Below are 15,556 nucleotides of genomic sequence, written 5' to 3'. Positions count from 1 at the left end.
GAGCAGGCCGTCGCCGATGTCGCCCGCTGCTTGAACGATCCCAGGCCATGCATGGAGGCGCTCTCCACGCGAGAGGCGGCATGCCACGGTGCCCTGGAGGAACTGGCGTGCGAGAACTCTGACTCCCCTGACGCACAGGAGCTGTTGGCTTCCGCGCTGAAGGAGCAACTCGCCCGTGCTGGTGCAGGCCGGTCGGATAGCGAGAGCGTGACGAGCATGCTCGCCAGCAACTGTCCGGTCAATCTCTCCGCGGTGACCACGGGCGGCTCGTGCTACTGCCCGCCGCTGAGTTCGTTTGGCTCTATCTGGGGCACGGGCGTCTATACGATTGACTCGCACTTGTGCACCGCCGCCGTCCACAGCGGGATCATCAGTGCCGGCACTGGAGGCAATGTTACGTACACCATTCTCCCCGGGCGACACGCCTACTGCTCAAGCGCCCAGAATGGTGTGACTTCGGGTAGCTACGGCTCTTGGAACGCAAGTTATTCCGTGGGAGGGCTGGAGCTCAACATGGTGCTGAGGGAGAGTGTGTCCCACACGTACAATGCGCGTAACATTGCCTATGACAAGCACTCGACATTCACATCGGGGGCGTCCTGTCTGGTCAAGCCCGTGCAGATCGTCTACGTGGATTACAATCAGGGGGATCTTCTGGCTGTTGGGGGTGATGGAACCCAACAGGTGATCGACGGTAACTGGCTGCCGGGCTGGGACTCGTACTACCCCCTCAGCACGACGCTTACGGATTGCCCTTCGACCTGCCCCAGGTGAAACGCCAGTAACCTGACGCGGTTCAGGGCGTCTCGGCGGCCGTCTTGGCCTCGCTCGTCTTCGTCGTGGGGAGATCCGGAATGAGGAGGATCTCGATGCGCCGGTTGCGGGCGCGGCCCTTGGGCGTGGCGTTGGACGCCACGGGCCTGGTTTCACCATGGCCCGCGGCCACGAGCCGCCCCTGGGGCACGCCGGTCTTCTCCCCGAGGAAGCGGACCACGTTCACCGCGCGGGCCACGGACAGCTCCCAGTTCGTCGGGAAGGTGGACGCCAGCCGCTGCGAGGGCGGCGCGTCGTCCGTGTGGCCCGACACGAGGATGGAGCGGCCCTCCACCTTCGCGAGCACCGCGCCCAGCCGCGAGAGCACCTCGGAGCCCCGCTCGGAGAGGCTCGCCTCGCCGGACTCGAAGAGGATCTTGTCCACCAGGTCCACCTGGATGCGACCCTCGGCCTGAGACAGGCGAATCTCCCCATCGGAGATCTCCGCCTTCAGCTTCTGCTCGATGTCCTCATAGGTGGCCTTGAGGCGCGCCAGCTCGGCCTCCTTCTCCTGCACCGTCTGCTGGAGCAGGTCCCTCTCGCTGGACAGCCGCGTGCGCTCGTCCTCGAGCGCCGTGAGCTTCTCGTCCCGCGCCGCGAGCTGCGCCGAGAGCTTCGCCTCCAGCTCCTTGCGCGCCTGCTCCGAGGTCACCACCTGCGCACGCGCGTCCGCGGCTGCCTTCTCCGCCTCCTGCGCGCGGGCCCGCTGCTCCGACCAGGCTCCGAAGCCGAAGTAACCCGCGACGCCGGCGAGCAGCACCACCGTCGCCGTCACCAGCCAGGGAACCCAGGGCTTCGAGCCACCATCGCCACGGGGACCAATGCCCTTGGCGTACACCGTCTTGTCCATGTCTCCAGGCATGGGGCGCAAGCTAGAGACACCGCCCAGGTGCGCTGCAAGGCGTTACAGGTGAGCGCAGGTGTCTGGGTGTGTAAGGTTCCGCTTCAGGCGGAGAGGCCGCGGGCCGCGCGCAGGGCGTCGATGAGTTCACGTGCCGACACCGGGTGGCCCTGCCCTTCCGGCGTGAAGAAGATGCCCACCGGCATTCCCTCCTCCTCCAGTTGGGGCAGCACGTTGTCCATCAGCACCTGGAGGTTGATGGGACGGGGCTGGAAGCCGGACCACAGCCGCGTGGCGCAGAGGGCGGCGAACTCGGGGGCGGGCCACAGCGGCAGCACGTCCCGGCCGGAGTCGTCCAGCGCGAGCGCCCAGCCCTCGCCATCGAGCCCCCACACCTCACCGGACTCCACCACGCGCTGGAGGAAATACGAATAGCGCCGGGCCGCGGGCAACCGCAGCACGGCCTGAAGACGCTCCTGACTCTGCTCACGTTCCATTCGTCCTCCCACTCCCCGAAGGATTCATGACGGGTCCGACATATGCCGCGCCACCGGAGGCCCGACCGACCAGCACGGTCACCTCCTCGGCACAACCCCAGGAGAGCGTCACGCCCGCTCCCCCGTGCCCATAGTCGTGGATGACCTGGCGGTCTCCCACCTGCTCCGCCTCGAGGCGCACCGAGGGCCGCCCGGGCCGCAGCCCCACGAGGTGTTGGAGCACCTGGATGCGGGTGCCCTCGGGCAGCAGCCGCGCCGCGCGCGCGAGAATGGCCTCGGCCTGGGCCGGGTCGGGCTCCAGCGAGGCGTTCCCCTCCTCGGCCGTGCCGCCGAGGATGCAGTCCTGGGAGCGCGGAATGATGTAGCTCATGCCCTGGGGATCGTCCTCGTCGAGGAGGAAGCGCTCCACCGGGAGCGGCGCCACGCGGAGCACCTCGCCGCGCACCGGGACGAGCGTGTCGTCCCCCAGCAGGGAGCGCGAGCCCAGGCCAGTGCAGTTGACCACCAGCGGAGCCACCGCCCAGGCCTCGTCCAGCGAGCGCACCTCGCGCTGGTGGACGGAGCCCCCGAGCCGGCGGAAGCGGGCCAGCAGGTACGAGAGGTAGCGGGGCATCTCGATGACGGGGGCCTCGAAGACGAAGCCGTCCACGTAGCCCGGCCGCAGCTCCGCCGGAGTGGCACGGCGGAAGCCAGACACGCACGGCCGCCACCAGGGATCCGGAGCGGGCGCGCGCAGCAGCTCGAGCCCGAGCACCCGGAGCACGCCCGTATCGGGCTGCCCGGCGAGCACGCAAAGCTCCTCGAAGGTGCGCCCGGCCCAGGCGGTGACGCGCTCCTGGGGGAAGGCACGGTACGGGTACCAGACGGCCGCCGCGACATCGGAGGTGGTGTGAGGGGACAGCTCGCGCGCCCAGAGTTCCACCGTGTGACCGGCTTCGAGCAGCCGGACACCACAGGACAAGCCAGAGACTCCACCACCAAGGATGACGAGGTGCATGGGGGAACCAGGGGGCAGCTCCCCGTTCTAGCCCGGAAGCGGTCCGGAGCGTGAATGGGCCCCCCACTCCATCCACGGACGGCGTGGGGATATCTTCCCCGGGCGATGCTCCCCATCAGCCTGCTGACGGACTTCGGCCTGACGGACACCTACGTGGGCCAGATGAAGGCGGCGATCCTCCGGGGCGCCCCGACGGCGGTCCTGGTGGACCTGACGCATGCGGTGCCCGCCCAGGACGTGCGGGGAGGCGCGTTCCTGCTGTGGAGCGCGGTGGAGGCGTTTCCCGAGGGCTCGGTGCACCTCGCGGTGGTGGACCCTGGCGTGGGCTCGACGCGGCGCGCCGTGGCGGCCCGGGCCCGGCGCGGAGACGTGCTGGTGGGGCCGGACAACGGGCTGCTGGTGCCGGCCCTCGAGCAGCTCGGGGGGCTGGCCGCGGCGGTCGAGCTGACGGAGCCGGCGTACTGGGGGCCTCGTAAGTCGCGGACCTTCCACGGGAGGGACTTGTTCGCCCCGGTGGTGGGGCACCTGGCCTCGGGTGTGCCGCTGGAGAAGCTCGGCCGCGCGCTGCACCACCTGGAGTCGCCTTTCTCCTTCCCGCCGCCACGAGAGGAGGACGGGTGTCCGGTGGGCGAGGTTCTCCACGTGGACACCTACGGCAACCTCATCACCAACCTCCCCGGGTCGCTGCTGCCCGCCCGCTTCCGGGTGCACCTCGGGTCCACGGTCATCTCCGACGCGCCCCACGCGCACTACCAGGTCGTCGCCTCGGGGGAACCGCTCTCGTTGGTGGGCAGCGCGGGACTGCTGGAAGTGTCCGTGCGGGATGGCAGCGCGGCGGCGGTGCTCTGCGTGGGCCGGGGCGCGCGTGTGCACATCGAGCCAGTCTGAGCCCCCCGAGCGGATGACGCACACGTGCGGCAAGGCATGGGTGGACCCCGGAGTGGAGGCGCTGGGCGCGTGCTACGGGAACGTGGCGTCCACCGTGGCGCGGAGGGGGTACGTGAACGGCTGGGTCCCGGGCGTGTACACGGTGCGCTACGAGGTGAGGGACAGCGCGGGCAACGCCGCAGCGCCCGTGATGCGCACCGTGGAGGTCGTCAACTGCCCGTGGTGAGTGCTACCCAGGCTCCGAGTCGATGATCTTCTTCGCGATCCCGAAGGAGAACCCCGCCCTCGCCAGCGAGGCGAGATCCCGCTGCCGGTTGTCCTGACGGGTCTGGGGATTGGTGCGGAAGGGGCCCAGGCGCTTCTTCCTGGCCCAGATCTTCGCGGCCTCTTCCTCGGAGAGCTCCGCGGTGACGTCGGCCACCTTCTGGGCGACGATGTCCGCGGTGACGCCCTTCATCCGCAGCTTCTGGGTAATCACCCGGGAGCTGCGGCCCGAGGCGCGCAGCGAGTGGGCCTTCATCCCGGCATAGGCCTCATCATTGAGGAGCCCTCCCCGAATGAGCTTCTCGGTGAGCGCGTCGATCCAGCCGAGCGCCTCGGCGCGGTCCCCGCCGTGAACCTTGAGGGACCTGTCGACCTTGCGCAGGAGCACGCGCTTGAGCTGGCTCAACGTCGCGGCATACCGCTTCAGGTAGTGGAGGGCGGCGTTCTCCAGATAGCGGGGAGACACCTTGCGGGGTTGCTTCCGCGGGCGCGGCTCCTTCCTGCCCTGTCCTCCCAGCTCCTCGTCCATGAGAGAGGGGATGTACCACCCAGGGGCCTTCGATGCAGGCCAATCCACTGCCTGAAGGGAGGACGAGCAGGCGGGTATCGGCCTGCTTGTCGGCAGCCCGTCATGCTGGGCGCGGTCCTCATCCCCAGATTGCTCTGGGAGGACCGCGAATGAGCACGGAGCCACCGAGACGGAAGGCCCCCGGCTGGGGTCGCGCGCACATCTACACGGTGGGCCACTCCACCCGCTCGGCGGAGGAGCTGGTGGAACTGCTGCGGGCGCACGGCATCCAGACGCTCGTGGACATCCGCACCGTGCCCCGCTCGCGCACCAATCCCCAGTTCAATCGCGACACCCTGCCCGGGACGCTCACCCGGGAGGACCTGCGCTACGTCCACCTGTCACGACTCGGAGGGCTGCGGCGCGCGCGCGAGGACTCGCCCAACAGCGCATGGCGCAACGCCAGCTTCCGAGGCTATGCGGACTACATGCTGACGGAGGAGTTCGCACGGGGGCTCGAGGAGCTGCGGGAGCTCACCGAGGACGGCCCACTGGCCCTCATGTGCGCGGAGGCGGTGCGCTGGCGCTGTCACCGGTCACTCGTGGCGGACGCGCTGTACGCGCGTGGCGTGGTGGCGCGGCACATCACCAGCCGCACCCGGGCCGAGCCCCATAAGCTCACCCCCTTCGCGGTGCTGCACGGCCGACAGGTGCTCTACCCGGGCCCGTCCGAGGCCGAAGCCGAGACAGGGGCCTCCTGAACCCGGGCCTCAGCCCTCGCGCACGCGCTGTCCGAAGGGCGCGAAGGCGAGGAACGCGAGCTTCAGGTGCTGCAAGGCGAACGGGATGCCGATGATCGTCACCGCGAGCGCCAGCCCGAGCATGAGGTGACTCAGGAAGATCCAGATGCCGGCGACAACGATCCACAGGGCGTTCAGCACGCAGCCGATCGATCCACTCCCCTTCTGCTCGACGATGTCCGTGCCGAAGGGCATCAGCGCCAGCTTCGCGATCTTGAAGCACTGCATCCCGAAGGGGATGCCGACCACGGTGAGGCAGAGCAGCACGCCGCCGAGCAGGTACTCGAGGAAGATGACCAGCCCACCGCCGAAGAAGATCCACAGCACGTTGAGGAGCAATTGCATCCCCTGCACGTAGGCGAGACGGGCCCGTCAATCAAGCGCCGGAAAGCGTCCATCCTTGCCCAGCCGCAACCGGGAGACGTACTGCCGCTTCACGTCGAGATAGAGGTCCTTCCCGTAGGTGAAGAACGATGCCGCCGGAGCGATGAACTGCTCCTCGGGGGGAGTCCCCAGGGCGAGCCAGAGCCGCTGACCATCGGAGCCCAGCACCACCCAGCGCGTCTCCTGGGCCGCGGCGAGCTTCACCAGGAGGAGGGCCATCTTCCGATCCTGGGAGACCCAGGAGTCCGCGAGCGACAGCGTCACCTTCATCGGAAGCAAGGAGGTCCAGGCATTCACCACGTAGTCGCCCCCGGACGCCGGTTGGAGCAGCACCACGGAGACCTCCATCGCCTCTCGCCCTGAACCCGCCTGCTCCTCGAAGCCGAGCACCTCCAGCGAACCGTCGGCGAGCTCCAGCTTCCGCCGGAAGGCACTCCGCGTATTCGGGGGAAGCTCCGCCTCGTCGGGGCGCAACATCCACGCGCGCAGCTTCAGCCGCCACAGGGAATCGTCCCGGTGCGAAGTGTCCTCCTGCGATGGAGCCGGCCTCTCGACCTCCACCGAATCCGTGACCACCGCGGGTCGGGCCGGGGTGCACCCCACACCCACCAGACCTGGCAGGCACAGCAGTCCGAGCACCCTCCTCCGGACGTCACCGCGGCGCATGTCCCCTCCCGTGTCGAGACAGAGGAGCATGCCATGCAGGGATGTAGGACAGCGGCGCGGTCACCATCCACTAGTGAACCACCGGCTGGAGTGAGTGGCGGCTCGCGCGTTCAGCCACCGACGTCCGCACGGGCAAGGACCCCGGGCAGGTGCCCTCATTCCTGGATGACGTGTTTTCCTCGTCACACAAGCGCACTCCCCAGAGCGAGGGAGTACGGGGGAGCCGCGTCAATGCCGAGCATGTCCGTCATGGAAACCAGGCTGGAGGGAGCCGGGTTGCTGGAGGCCTCCGAGCCTTCCGCACCGCGCCAGGGCCCATGGACATGGATGCTGGCGCGGCTGGACGCGTGCCTCTCGGAGTCGCTGCGTCAGTCCTCTCCCCTGGAGCTCAGCCGGGGCCGGTTGCTGGTGGGCATCCTCGGGATGATGCTGCTGCTCGACCTGCTGATTCTGTTCGTCTACGTGCGGTTGAGTCCGAACCCGTGGCGCACCGTTATGGCGGCGGTGTGCCTGGTCGCCTTCTCGGCAACGCTGTGGAGGCTGCACCGGGCCGACTCCATCCGGCTGCCCGCGCTGCTCCTGTGCGTCCTCGTGACGGCCTCCATGATCACCGAGTCCTGGCTGAGCGGAACGCAGGCCTCGGCCGTGAACGTCATGACCATGCTGGTGCCGATGCTGACGGTGTACCTGCTGGGACTGCGCTGGGGCCTGTTCCTCACCGCGCTCATCGCCGCGAACATGGGCCTGCTTCACCCCCTGGCCTTCCCTTCCCCCCAGGGGCCGGTGTTGAACGCCTACTCCGCCCTCTTCGTCCTGTGCGGGTGGCTGGTGAGCTGGATGTTCCTCGCCTCGCGCGACGCGGCCCACGCGGCGCTCGAGCAGGCGCTGCGGACGCTGCGCGAGAACGAGGGCAAGCTGGTCAGCCTCGTGGAGAGCACGGATGATCCGGTGTGCTCGTTGGACACGCAGGGACGTGTCATCACCGCCAACCGCGCGGGCGAGGAACTGTGCCGCCAGCTCTTCGGAAGACAGTCGCACGAAGGCAGGCCGCAGTGGGCCCTGTGGAAGGAGCAGGTGGAGCGGACCCTCGGTGGGCAGCGTGTCCGCTTCCAGGTGGACACCGGGCCACGGGAACAGTCCCGATTGATGGACATCAGCCTCAACCCCATCCTCGGGACCGAGGGACGCCCGGTGGGCATGACGCTCTTCGGGCGGGACATCACCGCGCTCAAGGAGACGGAGGCGCGGCTGGGCGAGCTGCACCGCAACCTGCTGGACGTGTCCCGTCAGGCGGGCATGGCGGAGATCGCCACGGGCGTCCTCCACAACGTGGGTAACGCGCTCAACAGCGTGAACGTGTCGGCGGGGGTCATCACCGAGCGGCTGCGCGGCCTGCGGGTGTCCGGGGTGGCCAAGGTGGCGGCGATGCTGCGCGAGCACGCACACGACCTGGCCTCCTTCTTCAGTGGAGACGTTCGGGGCCAGCAGCTCCCGGCCTACCTGGAGACCCTCTCCCAGCAGCTCGCCACCGAGCAGGCGGCGCTGATGACCGAGACGCAGACGCTCCACCAGAGCGTCGATCACATCAAGGCCGTGGTGAGCATGCAGCAGTCCTACGCGCGCGGCTCCGGCATGCTGGAGCAGGTGCCGGTGCCCCGGCTCCTGAACGATGCGATGCGCCTGCATGCCGTGTCCTTCGAGCGCCTGGGCATCCAGGTGCACACGGAATACGCCCAGGTCCCCTCCGTGGTGGTGGATCGCCACAAGCTGCTTCAAATCCTGCTCAACCTGCTGACCAACGCGCGGCACGCGCTGCTCGACAGCGCTCGTCCGGACAAACAGCTCACCCTGCGCGTGGGGCCGAGGGCCCCGGGGAGGCTGTGCATCGAGGAGGCCGACAACGGCGTGGGTATCCAGCCGGAGCACCAGCAGCGCATCTTCACCCAGGGCTTCACCACGAAGAAGGACGGGCACGGCTTCGGCCTGCACAGCAGCGCGCTGGCGGCCGCGGAGATGGGCGGCTCGCTCACCTGCACGAGCCCGGGTCCGGGGCACGGGGCGGCCTTCACCATCGAGCTCCCCCTCCAGGCGGAGACGTTACCTTTCGAAACGTCTGACGTGACGTGACAGGCGCCAGGCCCGCGAGAACATTCATGCTGCGGCCTGGAATGAGCGTTGCTCATGGAGGCTCGCGTGCGAACCCACTCTGTCCGTCGGCTCACCTCCCTCGTCGTCCTCCTGGCCGCGCTGGCGGCCTTCGTCACTCCTACCCCGGCTCACGCCGTGAAGGTCCCGCTGGGCGAAGGTCCGGCCACGCTGAACATCGGCGTGCTGGTGCAGCCCTGGACGCAGCTCTCCAAGGGTGGCGCGCCCTCTGGAGGGGTAGGCACGGACTTCTTCCTGCGCCGCACCCGGCTCCTCGTCTTCGGCAACGTCACCGAGCGCCTCTCCTTCTTCGTGGATACGGATCAGCCCAACCTGGGGCGGGACGGCAACTGGAACCCCGCCTTCTTCATCCAGGATGCCTTCATCTCGGTGAAGCTCACGGAGGGCCCCCTGTTCATCGACGCGGGCATGATGCTCGCCCCATTCGTCCACCACTCGCTCCAGGGCGCGGTGGCGCTCAACACGCTGGACTACCACGCCTCGCTCATCCGCTTCCCGGCGAACGAGGGGCGGATCTGGCGTGATGCCGGCGTGCAGGTGCGCGGCTTCGCGGGGCCACTGCACTTCCGCCTGGGCGTCTTCAACGGCATCGAGGGCACGGCGGCCAACGACACCACCACCCCGCCCACCGCCGAACTCAACCCGGAGGACATCCCGCGCGTGGCCACCCACGTCCGCTACAACCTCCTCGGGACCGAGGAGGGCTTCTTCTTCAACGGCATCCACTTCGCGGACCAGCCGAAGCTGTCGGTGGGCGTGGGCGTGGACTACCAGCCGCGCTCGGTGCTGGCCGCCGGCCGGGAGCGGGATGACCTGAACGTGGGCGTGGATCTCTTCTTCGACTACCCCGTCACCGCGGACCAGGAGTTGGTCTTCCAGACCACCGCCTTCCGCTACTGGCAGGGCCGCGAGAACACCAACAGCGGCTTCGGCCTCTTCGGCGAGCTGGGCTACCGCATCGGCATCATCGAGCCCGTCTTCTCCGCCGAGTACTTCAACGCGGACGTGGCCAACACGGACTTCCTCTCGCTGCGGCCCGGGCTCAACCTCTGGATGAGCAAGCACACCTTCAACCTCAAGGCGGAGGTGGGCATCACCCGTCAGCAGGTACCCGCCACCGCCACCGCCGAGGCCACCACCACCACCGGCGTCATCGGCACCGCGCAGCTCCAGCTCTTCTACTGACCCATACCTCGAGGAGACTTCCGCACCATGTCCCAGAAATCCAAGGCCGAAGAGCTCGAAGCCCTGGCGGCGGCGCGCTGGCGCGTGGCCGCTGTCCTCACCGCCGGCACGCTGGTGTCCTACTTCGGCTTCATCCTGCTCGTCGCCTTCAACAAGCCGTTGATGGGCAAGCAGCTCGCTCCCGGACTGTCGCTCGGCATCCTCCTGGGCGCGCTGGTCATCGCCAGTGCCTGGGTGCTGACGGGCATCTACGTCTGGTGGGCCAACAACCGCTACGACAAGGCGCTTGACCATTTCCGCCGCTGAACCCGGAGCCACGCGAATGAATCCACAGCAGGCACAGACCTCGCTCGGCGAGCCCAACATCACGGCCATTGTCTTCTTCCTGGCCTTCGTGGGCCTCACGCTCGCCATCACCTACTGGGCGGCACGCAAGACGAAGACGACGTCGGAGTACTTCGCCGCGGGAGGAGGTGTCACCGGCCTCCAGAACGGCTTCGCGCTCGCTGGCGACTTCATGAGCGCCGCGAGCTTCCTGGGCATCGCAGGACTGGTGGCGCTCTCCGGCTTCGACGGCCTCATCTACTCGGTGGGCTGGCTGGTGGGCTGGCCCGTGGTGACGTTCCTCATCGCCGAGCCCCTGCGCAACCTGGGCAAGTACACCTTCGCGGACGTGGTGGCCTACCGGCTGAAGCAGACGCCGGTGCGCATCTCCGCCGCCATCGGCACCCTCGCGGTGGTGAGCTTCTATCTCATCGCCCAGATGGTGGGCGCCGGCAACCTCATCCGCATGATGTTCGGCCTGCCCTACGAGGCGGCCGTCACCATCGTGGGCGTGGTGATGATCCTCTACGTCCTCTTCGGCGGGATGATCGCCACCACGTGGGTGCAGATCGTCAAGGCGGTGCTGCTGCTGGCGGGAGCGACCGCGCTGGCGCTGATGGTGCTGGCGAAGTTCAGCTACAACCCCCTGGCGCTCTTCCAGGAGGCCGCCAACCAGTACGGCCCCGAGGTGCTCGCACCGGGCAAGCTGGTGTCCAGCCCGTTGGAAGCGGTGTCGCTGGGCCTGGCGCTGATGTTCGGCACGGCGGGCCTGCCGCACATCCTCATGCGCTTCTACACGGTGCCCAACGCGAAGGCGGCACGCAGCTCCGTGTTCTACGCCACCGGGCTCATCGGCTACTTCTACCTGGTGACGTTCATCCTCGGCTTCGGCGCCTCGGTGCTGCTGGGCCGTGGGGCGATCACCAGCGTGGACAAGGGCGGCAACATGGCGGCGCCCATGCTGGCCGAGGCGGTGGGGGGGACGCCCTTCCTCGGCTTCATCTCCGCGGTGGCCTTCGCCACCATCCTCGCGGTGGTGGCCGGGCTGACGCTGTCGGGCGCGGCGGCGCTCTCGCACGACCTGTGGACGAGCGTGGTGCGCAAGGGCAAGTCTCCCGAGCACGAGCAGCTCCGGGTGGCCCGACTGGCCAGCCTGGGCCTGGGGATTCTCGCCATCCTCCTGGGCATCCTCTTCAAGGGGCAGAACGTGGCCTTCATGGTGGGCCTGGCCTTCGCCATCGCCGCGAGCGCCAACTTCCCCGCCCTGCTGCTGTCCATGTCCTGGAGGGGTTTCACCACGCGCGGCGCGGTGGCCAGCATGGTCACCGGCACCGCGAGCGCGGTGCTGCTCATCTTCCTGTCGCCCACGGTGCAGGTGGACCTGCTGGGCCACAAGGAGGCGTTCTTCCCGCTGAAGAACCCGGGGCTCGTCACCATGCCGCTGGCCTTCTTCGTGGGCTGGGTGGTGTCCCTGCTCTCGCCCGAGGCCGAGGCCTCCAGCCGCTACGCCGAGGTGAAGCACCGCATGCACGTGGGTGCCGAGCTCGACGCGCCCATCTCCGCGAGCAATCCCGCCACCGCCGCTCCCGTGGCGGCATCGGACGCCCGGGCTACCTGACCGTCCAGGGGCGGGGGCCGACGCGCCTCCGCCCTGGTGGTTTCCGGGCCTTTCCCGATATACGGACATGCATCCCCTCTCCCCCCGGAGTGATTGCATGAACCCCCGCGGAACCCTGCTCGGAATCGCGCTGTCGTCCCTGCTCCTCGCCCCCACCGTCGAGGCGGCCACCGCCCGGGTTGACGTCACCACCGAGGTGGTGGGACAGACGCCCCGCTACGTCGGCTTCAACTACGGGCACTACCTGCCCGGCGGCAACACGTCCGCCTGGGTGGCGCGCTCGGGAGTGAACCTCTTCCGCGTCTGGGCGAGCCCCAGCTACTACGAGCCCACGGACGACCTGGCGCCCTGGGGTGACGGGGTGACGGACCTCAACTCGTTCAACTCGCGCAAGTCGTCGCTGCGGGCCAACCCCGAGAGCACCACGTACATCAACTGGCCCGTCTTCAATGACCGCTTCGAGAACTTCGTCCAGACGGGCGTCAACAAGAGCAAGCTGAACTACATGCTCGGCGAGCTGCGGCGGATGAACGTCACCGTCCTGGCCGTCATCAGCCGCGAGGGCTGGTCGGGCGCGGGCACGTGGGCCGACAAGTGGGAGCACTGGCAGCACTACTACGCCGTCGCCTACCACCTGGCGAAGAACTACAACGTGGAGCTCTACGAGACGTACAACGAGCCCGACTGTGGCGACTGCACGATGACGCAGTCGGAGTATGTCGACTGGCTGCGCTTCGCCTCGGATGCCATCCGCTCGGCGGTGGCGGACGTGAACGCGCGCCACGGCAAGAGCCTCACCGCGAAGATCATGGCCCCCACGGTGACGCACAGCGCGGACAGCCGCGGGCCCTACCACATGGACGCGGACCCCGACGCCGACTCCCGGGACGACTACACCGGCTGGGGCCAGAAGGCGATGCAGGCCCTGCGCAAGGACTACTCGGGCGCGAGCATCGGCTACGACCTCTTCGACATCTACTCCACCCACAAGTACGGGATGGACGGCTCGGCCTACTACGACGAGCTCGCGATGCTCGACACCAAGATGCGGGCCTACTCGCCCACCGGCGCGGCCCTCCCCGTCTTCTATACGGAGTTCAACCGCTACTCGACCTCGGGCTTCGAGGACCCGGCGCTCGTCAACGTGAACCTGAACACGCCCTACGTGTTCACCGACCTCGCCCTCATCTTCGCCAAGACGATGCTCAAGGGCGTGTACGGCATGGACGCCTTCAAGTTCAGCAATACGGTCAGCCCCACCTACGGTCCGCAGAAGACCGGCTTCCACTACGTCTGGGACACGGCCCCGTATGACATCGGCGGCGCGCGCAAGGGCGCCGAGGTGGTGCGTCTGTTCGCCAAGGGCTTCAAGGACCAGCGGTCGCGCTACAAGACCACCGTCACCGCGAGCGCCGGCGGTTACAACGCGTACACCTCGTTCGATCCGGCGACGAACAACTACTACGTCCTCGCCATCAACTCGTCCTCGACCGAGAGCTTCGCCGCCACGTTCAACGTCTCCACCCTGGGCATCTCCGCCGGAACGGCCATCTCCGTGGAGGAGATCAGCGCCGCCCACCAGGGCGAGGTGACGCAGTTGCCCTCGGTGCCATCCACCAAGGAAGTCACCCTCACCCAGCCGCCCGAGAGCGTGTGGCTCGTGACCATTCCCAAGGGGCCGGTGCTGACGGTGAGCAAGATCACGCCCGTGGCCGACACCCAGGTACAGGGAGGCGCCTCGGCCAACCTGAACTTCGGCGCCGAGACCGCCATGCGGGTGAAGCGTGGCTCGACGCAGGACGTGAACCGCGTGAGCTACCTGAAGTTCAGCCTGAACGGCGTGCCCGCGGGGACCAAGGTCAAGCGCGCCATCCTTCGCGTGTATGGCTACAACCCCATGGACACCGAGAACCTCACCTTCCACACCTACGGGCTCGACACCGACAACTGGAGCGAGGGCACCCTCACCTGGAACACCGCCCCGAACTTGAGCCCCTCCGCCTCCAAGGTGACCGGCGTGGGCACCAGCGCATGGCCGCTCGGCACGCTCACCGTGGACGCCACCGCGCGGATTCAGCGCGTGGAGGTGACGGACTTCGTCAACCGGCAGCTCGCGCTGGATGGGAACGCCACCTTCACGCTCGCCAGGGAGATGCGCTACGCGGGCGATACCAGCGATGAGGGCCGCCACGCGATCCTGAACACGCGCGAGGCGACCGCCAACCTCCCCTACCTCGAGCTCTGGTGGTAGCACCGGTCGCGTTCACCACACGACGCATGGGCGAGGAGATGCGCTCCCGCCCGGTGGGGCTGGCATCCTCGCCGGCACCACCATGGTCCGCACCGAGCACGACGCCCTGGAACTCATCCGTCAGAGACTGGTCGTCACCGAAGTACCGGCCACGGGAACGACCTCGCTCGTCGAGGCCGTGGCCGGTGGCCCCGTGCACGGCAGCTGGCGCACGCACGCCAAGGGCCGGCTCATGTACCGGCTCGGCCGCATACTGCGCGCCTCGAACGAGGTGCTCTCCGTGCGACTCGTGGAGGGCAAGGTCGCCTTCGTGGACTCCTCGCTGTGGGCCGTGGTGTACCGAGTGGCCATGGAGCCCTCGCGCCGCCGCCGCTCGCTGGAGGGGCTCTCCTCCCAGGCCCGCGCCCTGCTGACGGCGGTGGAACGGGACAAGGTGGTGCGCCTGGGCAAGGACAGCGAGTGGACGAAGGCGCGCGAGGCCCTGGAGGAGCGACTGCTCGTGCACGTCTCCGAGGCCCAGGACGAGGAGGGCCACCACGTCACCGTCCTCCGCTCCTGGAGGGACTGGGTGCCTTCCATCGTGAAGGAGTCCTCGGAGACGCTCACCTATGACGAGGCTCTCGCGCGGCTTCGCGAGGCCTGTGGCGGAGCCCCCACGGGGCTCGGCTCGTGGGTGCCCTGAGGCGCGGAGCCGGGGCTCAGAACATGTCGGGCATGGCCGGCGGCGGTCCGGCGAAGAGCGCCGAGGCCGTGCGCAGGGAGACCTCGTCGGCCTCGAGTGCCCCGGAGAACCGCAGGGCGTCCGGCGAGAGGAAGCCGGAGTAGAGCGCCGCGAGTGCCCGCACGTGCAGCTTCATGTCCCCATCCCCGCCAGGACGCACCTCGGCCTCGCCATTGTCCACCTCCAGCACGAAGCGGCCCCGGTTCTCCGGGAAGAGGTCGTCGTCCACCTCGAGGTGCAGCGCGCCCGAGTGCCCGGCCGGGTAGCCGCGCGCCTGGAGCGCGGCGGGCACGTCCAGCACGCGCAGCATCCACTGGAAGAGGCTCTTCACCTGGTACGTCTGCTCGCGCAGGAGGAAGAGGAGCGGGTCCGCCGGCCCGCCACGCCACACCACCTCCGTGGCGAGTGAGCCATGGTCACCGATGAAGCTCAGCAACCGCCGTCCCGCGGCCGGGGTGAGCGCGACCACGTCGGTGAGGTTGATCTCCTGCCGGAGGTCTCGCGGCTGGAGGGGCCGGCGCGTGAGGTAGAGGTAGCCCTCCACCCCGGCCGCACCCTCCACGAGGTAGCCGTAGGCAGTCTCCCCCTTGGGATGGGTGACGCGGTTCCAGGTGTACGCGGTGCGGTCGAGCC

The 15,556-nt window shown here is 68.5% G+C and carries 17 protein-coding genes; 10 read left to right on the top strand and 7 right to left on the bottom strand.

Annotated features, from left to right (window positions below):
• Positions 1 to 774 (top strand): LCCL domain-containing protein (locus tag VF794_RS05160; protein WP_331108057.1); only part of this gene is annotated, 774 nt, incomplete at its 5' end.
• Between the two features lie 22 nt (positions 775 to 796).
• Here VF794_RS05160 and VF794_RS05155 read toward each other — a convergent pair.
• From VF794_RS05155 to VF794_RS05145, 3 genes are all read right to left on the bottom strand, one after another.
• Positions 797 to 1,663, bottom strand: a complete 867-nt coding sequence (locus VF794_RS05155; RefSeq protein WP_331108056.1) for an OmpA family protein — start codon at positions 1,661 to 1,663, stop codon at positions 797 to 799.
• A 95-nt stretch (positions 1,664 to 1,758) separates the two neighbouring features.
• Entirely contained in the window at positions 1,759 to 2,151 is a 393-nt protein-coding gene (locus tag VF794_RS05150) for a DUF2750 domain-containing protein (RefSeq protein WP_331108055.1), read from the bottom strand.
• On the bottom strand, positions 2,141 to 3,148 hold the full coding sequence (locus VF794_RS05145) for an FAD-dependent oxidoreductase (RefSeq protein WP_331108054.1): 1,008 nt from the start codon (positions 3,146 to 3,148) through the stop codon (positions 2,141 to 2,143). The genes VF794_RS05150 and VF794_RS05145 overlap by 11 nt, the downstream gene beginning before the upstream one ends.
• A 105-nt stretch (positions 3,149 to 3,253) precedes the next feature.
• Here VF794_RS05145 and VF794_RS05140 point away from each other — a divergent pair, with 105 nt between their 5' ends.
• Both VF794_RS05140 and VF794_RS05135 read left to right on the top strand, forming a co-directional pair.
• Positions 3,254 to 4,036, top strand: a complete 783-nt coding sequence (locus tag VF794_RS05140) for an SAM-dependent chlorinase/fluorinase (RefSeq protein WP_331108053.1) — start codon at positions 3,254 to 3,256, stop codon at positions 4,034 to 4,036.
• Positions 4,037 to 4,049: 13 nt separating this feature from the next.
• Positions 4,050 to 4,262 carry an immunoglobulin-like domain-containing protein gene (locus VF794_RS05135; RefSeq protein ID WP_331108052.1) on the top strand — a complete coding sequence of 71 codons (213 nt, stop codon included), beginning with the start codon at positions 4,050 to 4,052 and terminating at the stop codon, positions 4,260 to 4,262.
• A 3-nt stretch (positions 4,263 to 4,265) separates the two neighbouring features.
• Here the strand turns inward: VF794_RS05135 and VF794_RS05130 are convergent, their stop codons facing one another.
• Entirely contained in the window at positions 4,266 to 4,829 is a 564-nt protein-coding gene (locus VF794_RS05130; RefSeq protein ID WP_331108051.1) for a regulatory protein RecX, read from the bottom strand.
• A 149-nt stretch (positions 4,830 to 4,978) separates the two neighbouring features.
• Between VF794_RS05130 and VF794_RS05125 the strand changes: the two genes are divergently transcribed.
• Positions 4,979 to 5,569 (top strand): DUF488 domain-containing protein, encoded by a 591-nt coding sequence (locus VF794_RS05125; protein WP_331108050.1) that lies wholly within the window; start codon positions 4,979 to 4,981, stop codon positions 5,567 to 5,569.
• A 9-nt stretch (positions 5,570 to 5,578) separates the two neighbouring features.
• Here VF794_RS05125 and VF794_RS05120 read toward each other — a convergent pair whose 3' ends face one another.
• Positions 5,579 to 5,953 carry a YccF domain-containing protein gene (locus VF794_RS05120; protein ID WP_331108049.1) on the bottom strand — a complete coding sequence of 125 codons (375 nt, stop codon included), beginning with the start codon at positions 5,951 to 5,953 and terminating at the stop codon, positions 5,579 to 5,581.
• 27 nt (positions 5,954 to 5,980) lie between these two features.
• Positions 5,981 to 6,658 carry a hypothetical protein gene (locus VF794_RS05115; protein WP_331108048.1) on the bottom strand — a complete coding sequence of 226 codons (678 nt, stop codon included), beginning with the start codon at positions 6,656 to 6,658 and terminating at the stop codon, positions 5,981 to 5,983.
• Between the two features lie 249 nt (positions 6,659 to 6,907).
• Between VF794_RS05115 and VF794_RS05110 the strand changes: the two genes are divergently transcribed.
• From VF794_RS05110 to VF794_RS05085, 6 genes are all read left to right on the top strand, one after another.
• Positions 6,908 to 8,785, top strand: coding sequence for an ATP-binding protein (locus tag VF794_RS05110; RefSeq protein ID WP_331108047.1), 1,878 nt, complete (start codon positions 6,908 to 6,910; stop codon positions 8,783 to 8,785).
• A gap of 66 nt (positions 8,786 to 8,851) precedes the next feature.
• Positions 8,852 to 10,009 (top strand): hypothetical protein, encoded by a 1,158-nt coding sequence (locus VF794_RS05105; RefSeq protein ID WP_331108046.1) that lies wholly within the window; start codon positions 8,852 to 8,854, stop codon positions 10,007 to 10,009.
• Positions 10,010 to 10,036: 27 nt separating this feature from the next.
• The gene (locus tag VF794_RS05100) at positions 10,037 to 10,315 is read left to right on the top strand and encodes a DUF485 domain-containing protein (protein WP_331108045.1); all 279 of its coding nucleotides are present in this window, start codon (positions 10,037 to 10,039) and stop codon (positions 10,313 to 10,315) included.
• 16 nt (positions 10,316 to 10,331) lie between these two features.
• Positions 10,332 to 11,951, top strand: a complete 1,620-nt coding sequence (locus VF794_RS05095) for a sodium:solute symporter family transporter (protein ID WP_331108044.1) — start codon at positions 10,332 to 10,334, stop codon at positions 11,949 to 11,951.
• A gap of 97 nt (positions 11,952 to 12,048) precedes the next feature.
• Complete coding sequence (locus tag VF794_RS05090; RefSeq protein WP_331108043.1) at positions 12,049 to 14,202, top strand: DUF7594 domain-containing protein; 2,154 nt, start codon at positions 12,049 to 12,051, stop codon at positions 14,200 to 14,202.
• Between the two features lie 82 nt (positions 14,203 to 14,284).
• A complete protein-coding gene (locus tag VF794_RS05085) occupies positions 14,285 to 14,884 on the top strand; it encodes an RNA methyltransferase (protein WP_331108042.1) in 600 nt (199 codons plus the stop codon).
• Positions 14,885 to 14,900: 16 nt separating this feature from the next.
• Here the strand turns inward: VF794_RS05085 and VF794_RS05080 are convergent.
• Positions 14,901 to 15,556: GNAT family N-acetyltransferase (locus VF794_RS05080; RefSeq protein ID WP_331108041.1), on the bottom strand; the 656-nt coding region annotated here is incomplete at its 5' end.

The sequence above is a fragment of the Archangium sp. genome, from assembly GCF_036389735.1.
Lineage (GTDB): Bacteria > Myxococcota > Myxococcia > Myxococcales > Myxococcaceae > Archangium.
The sequence above is the reverse complement of the archived record's forward strand: the minus strand, read 5'-3'. Positions and strand labels throughout refer to the sequence as shown.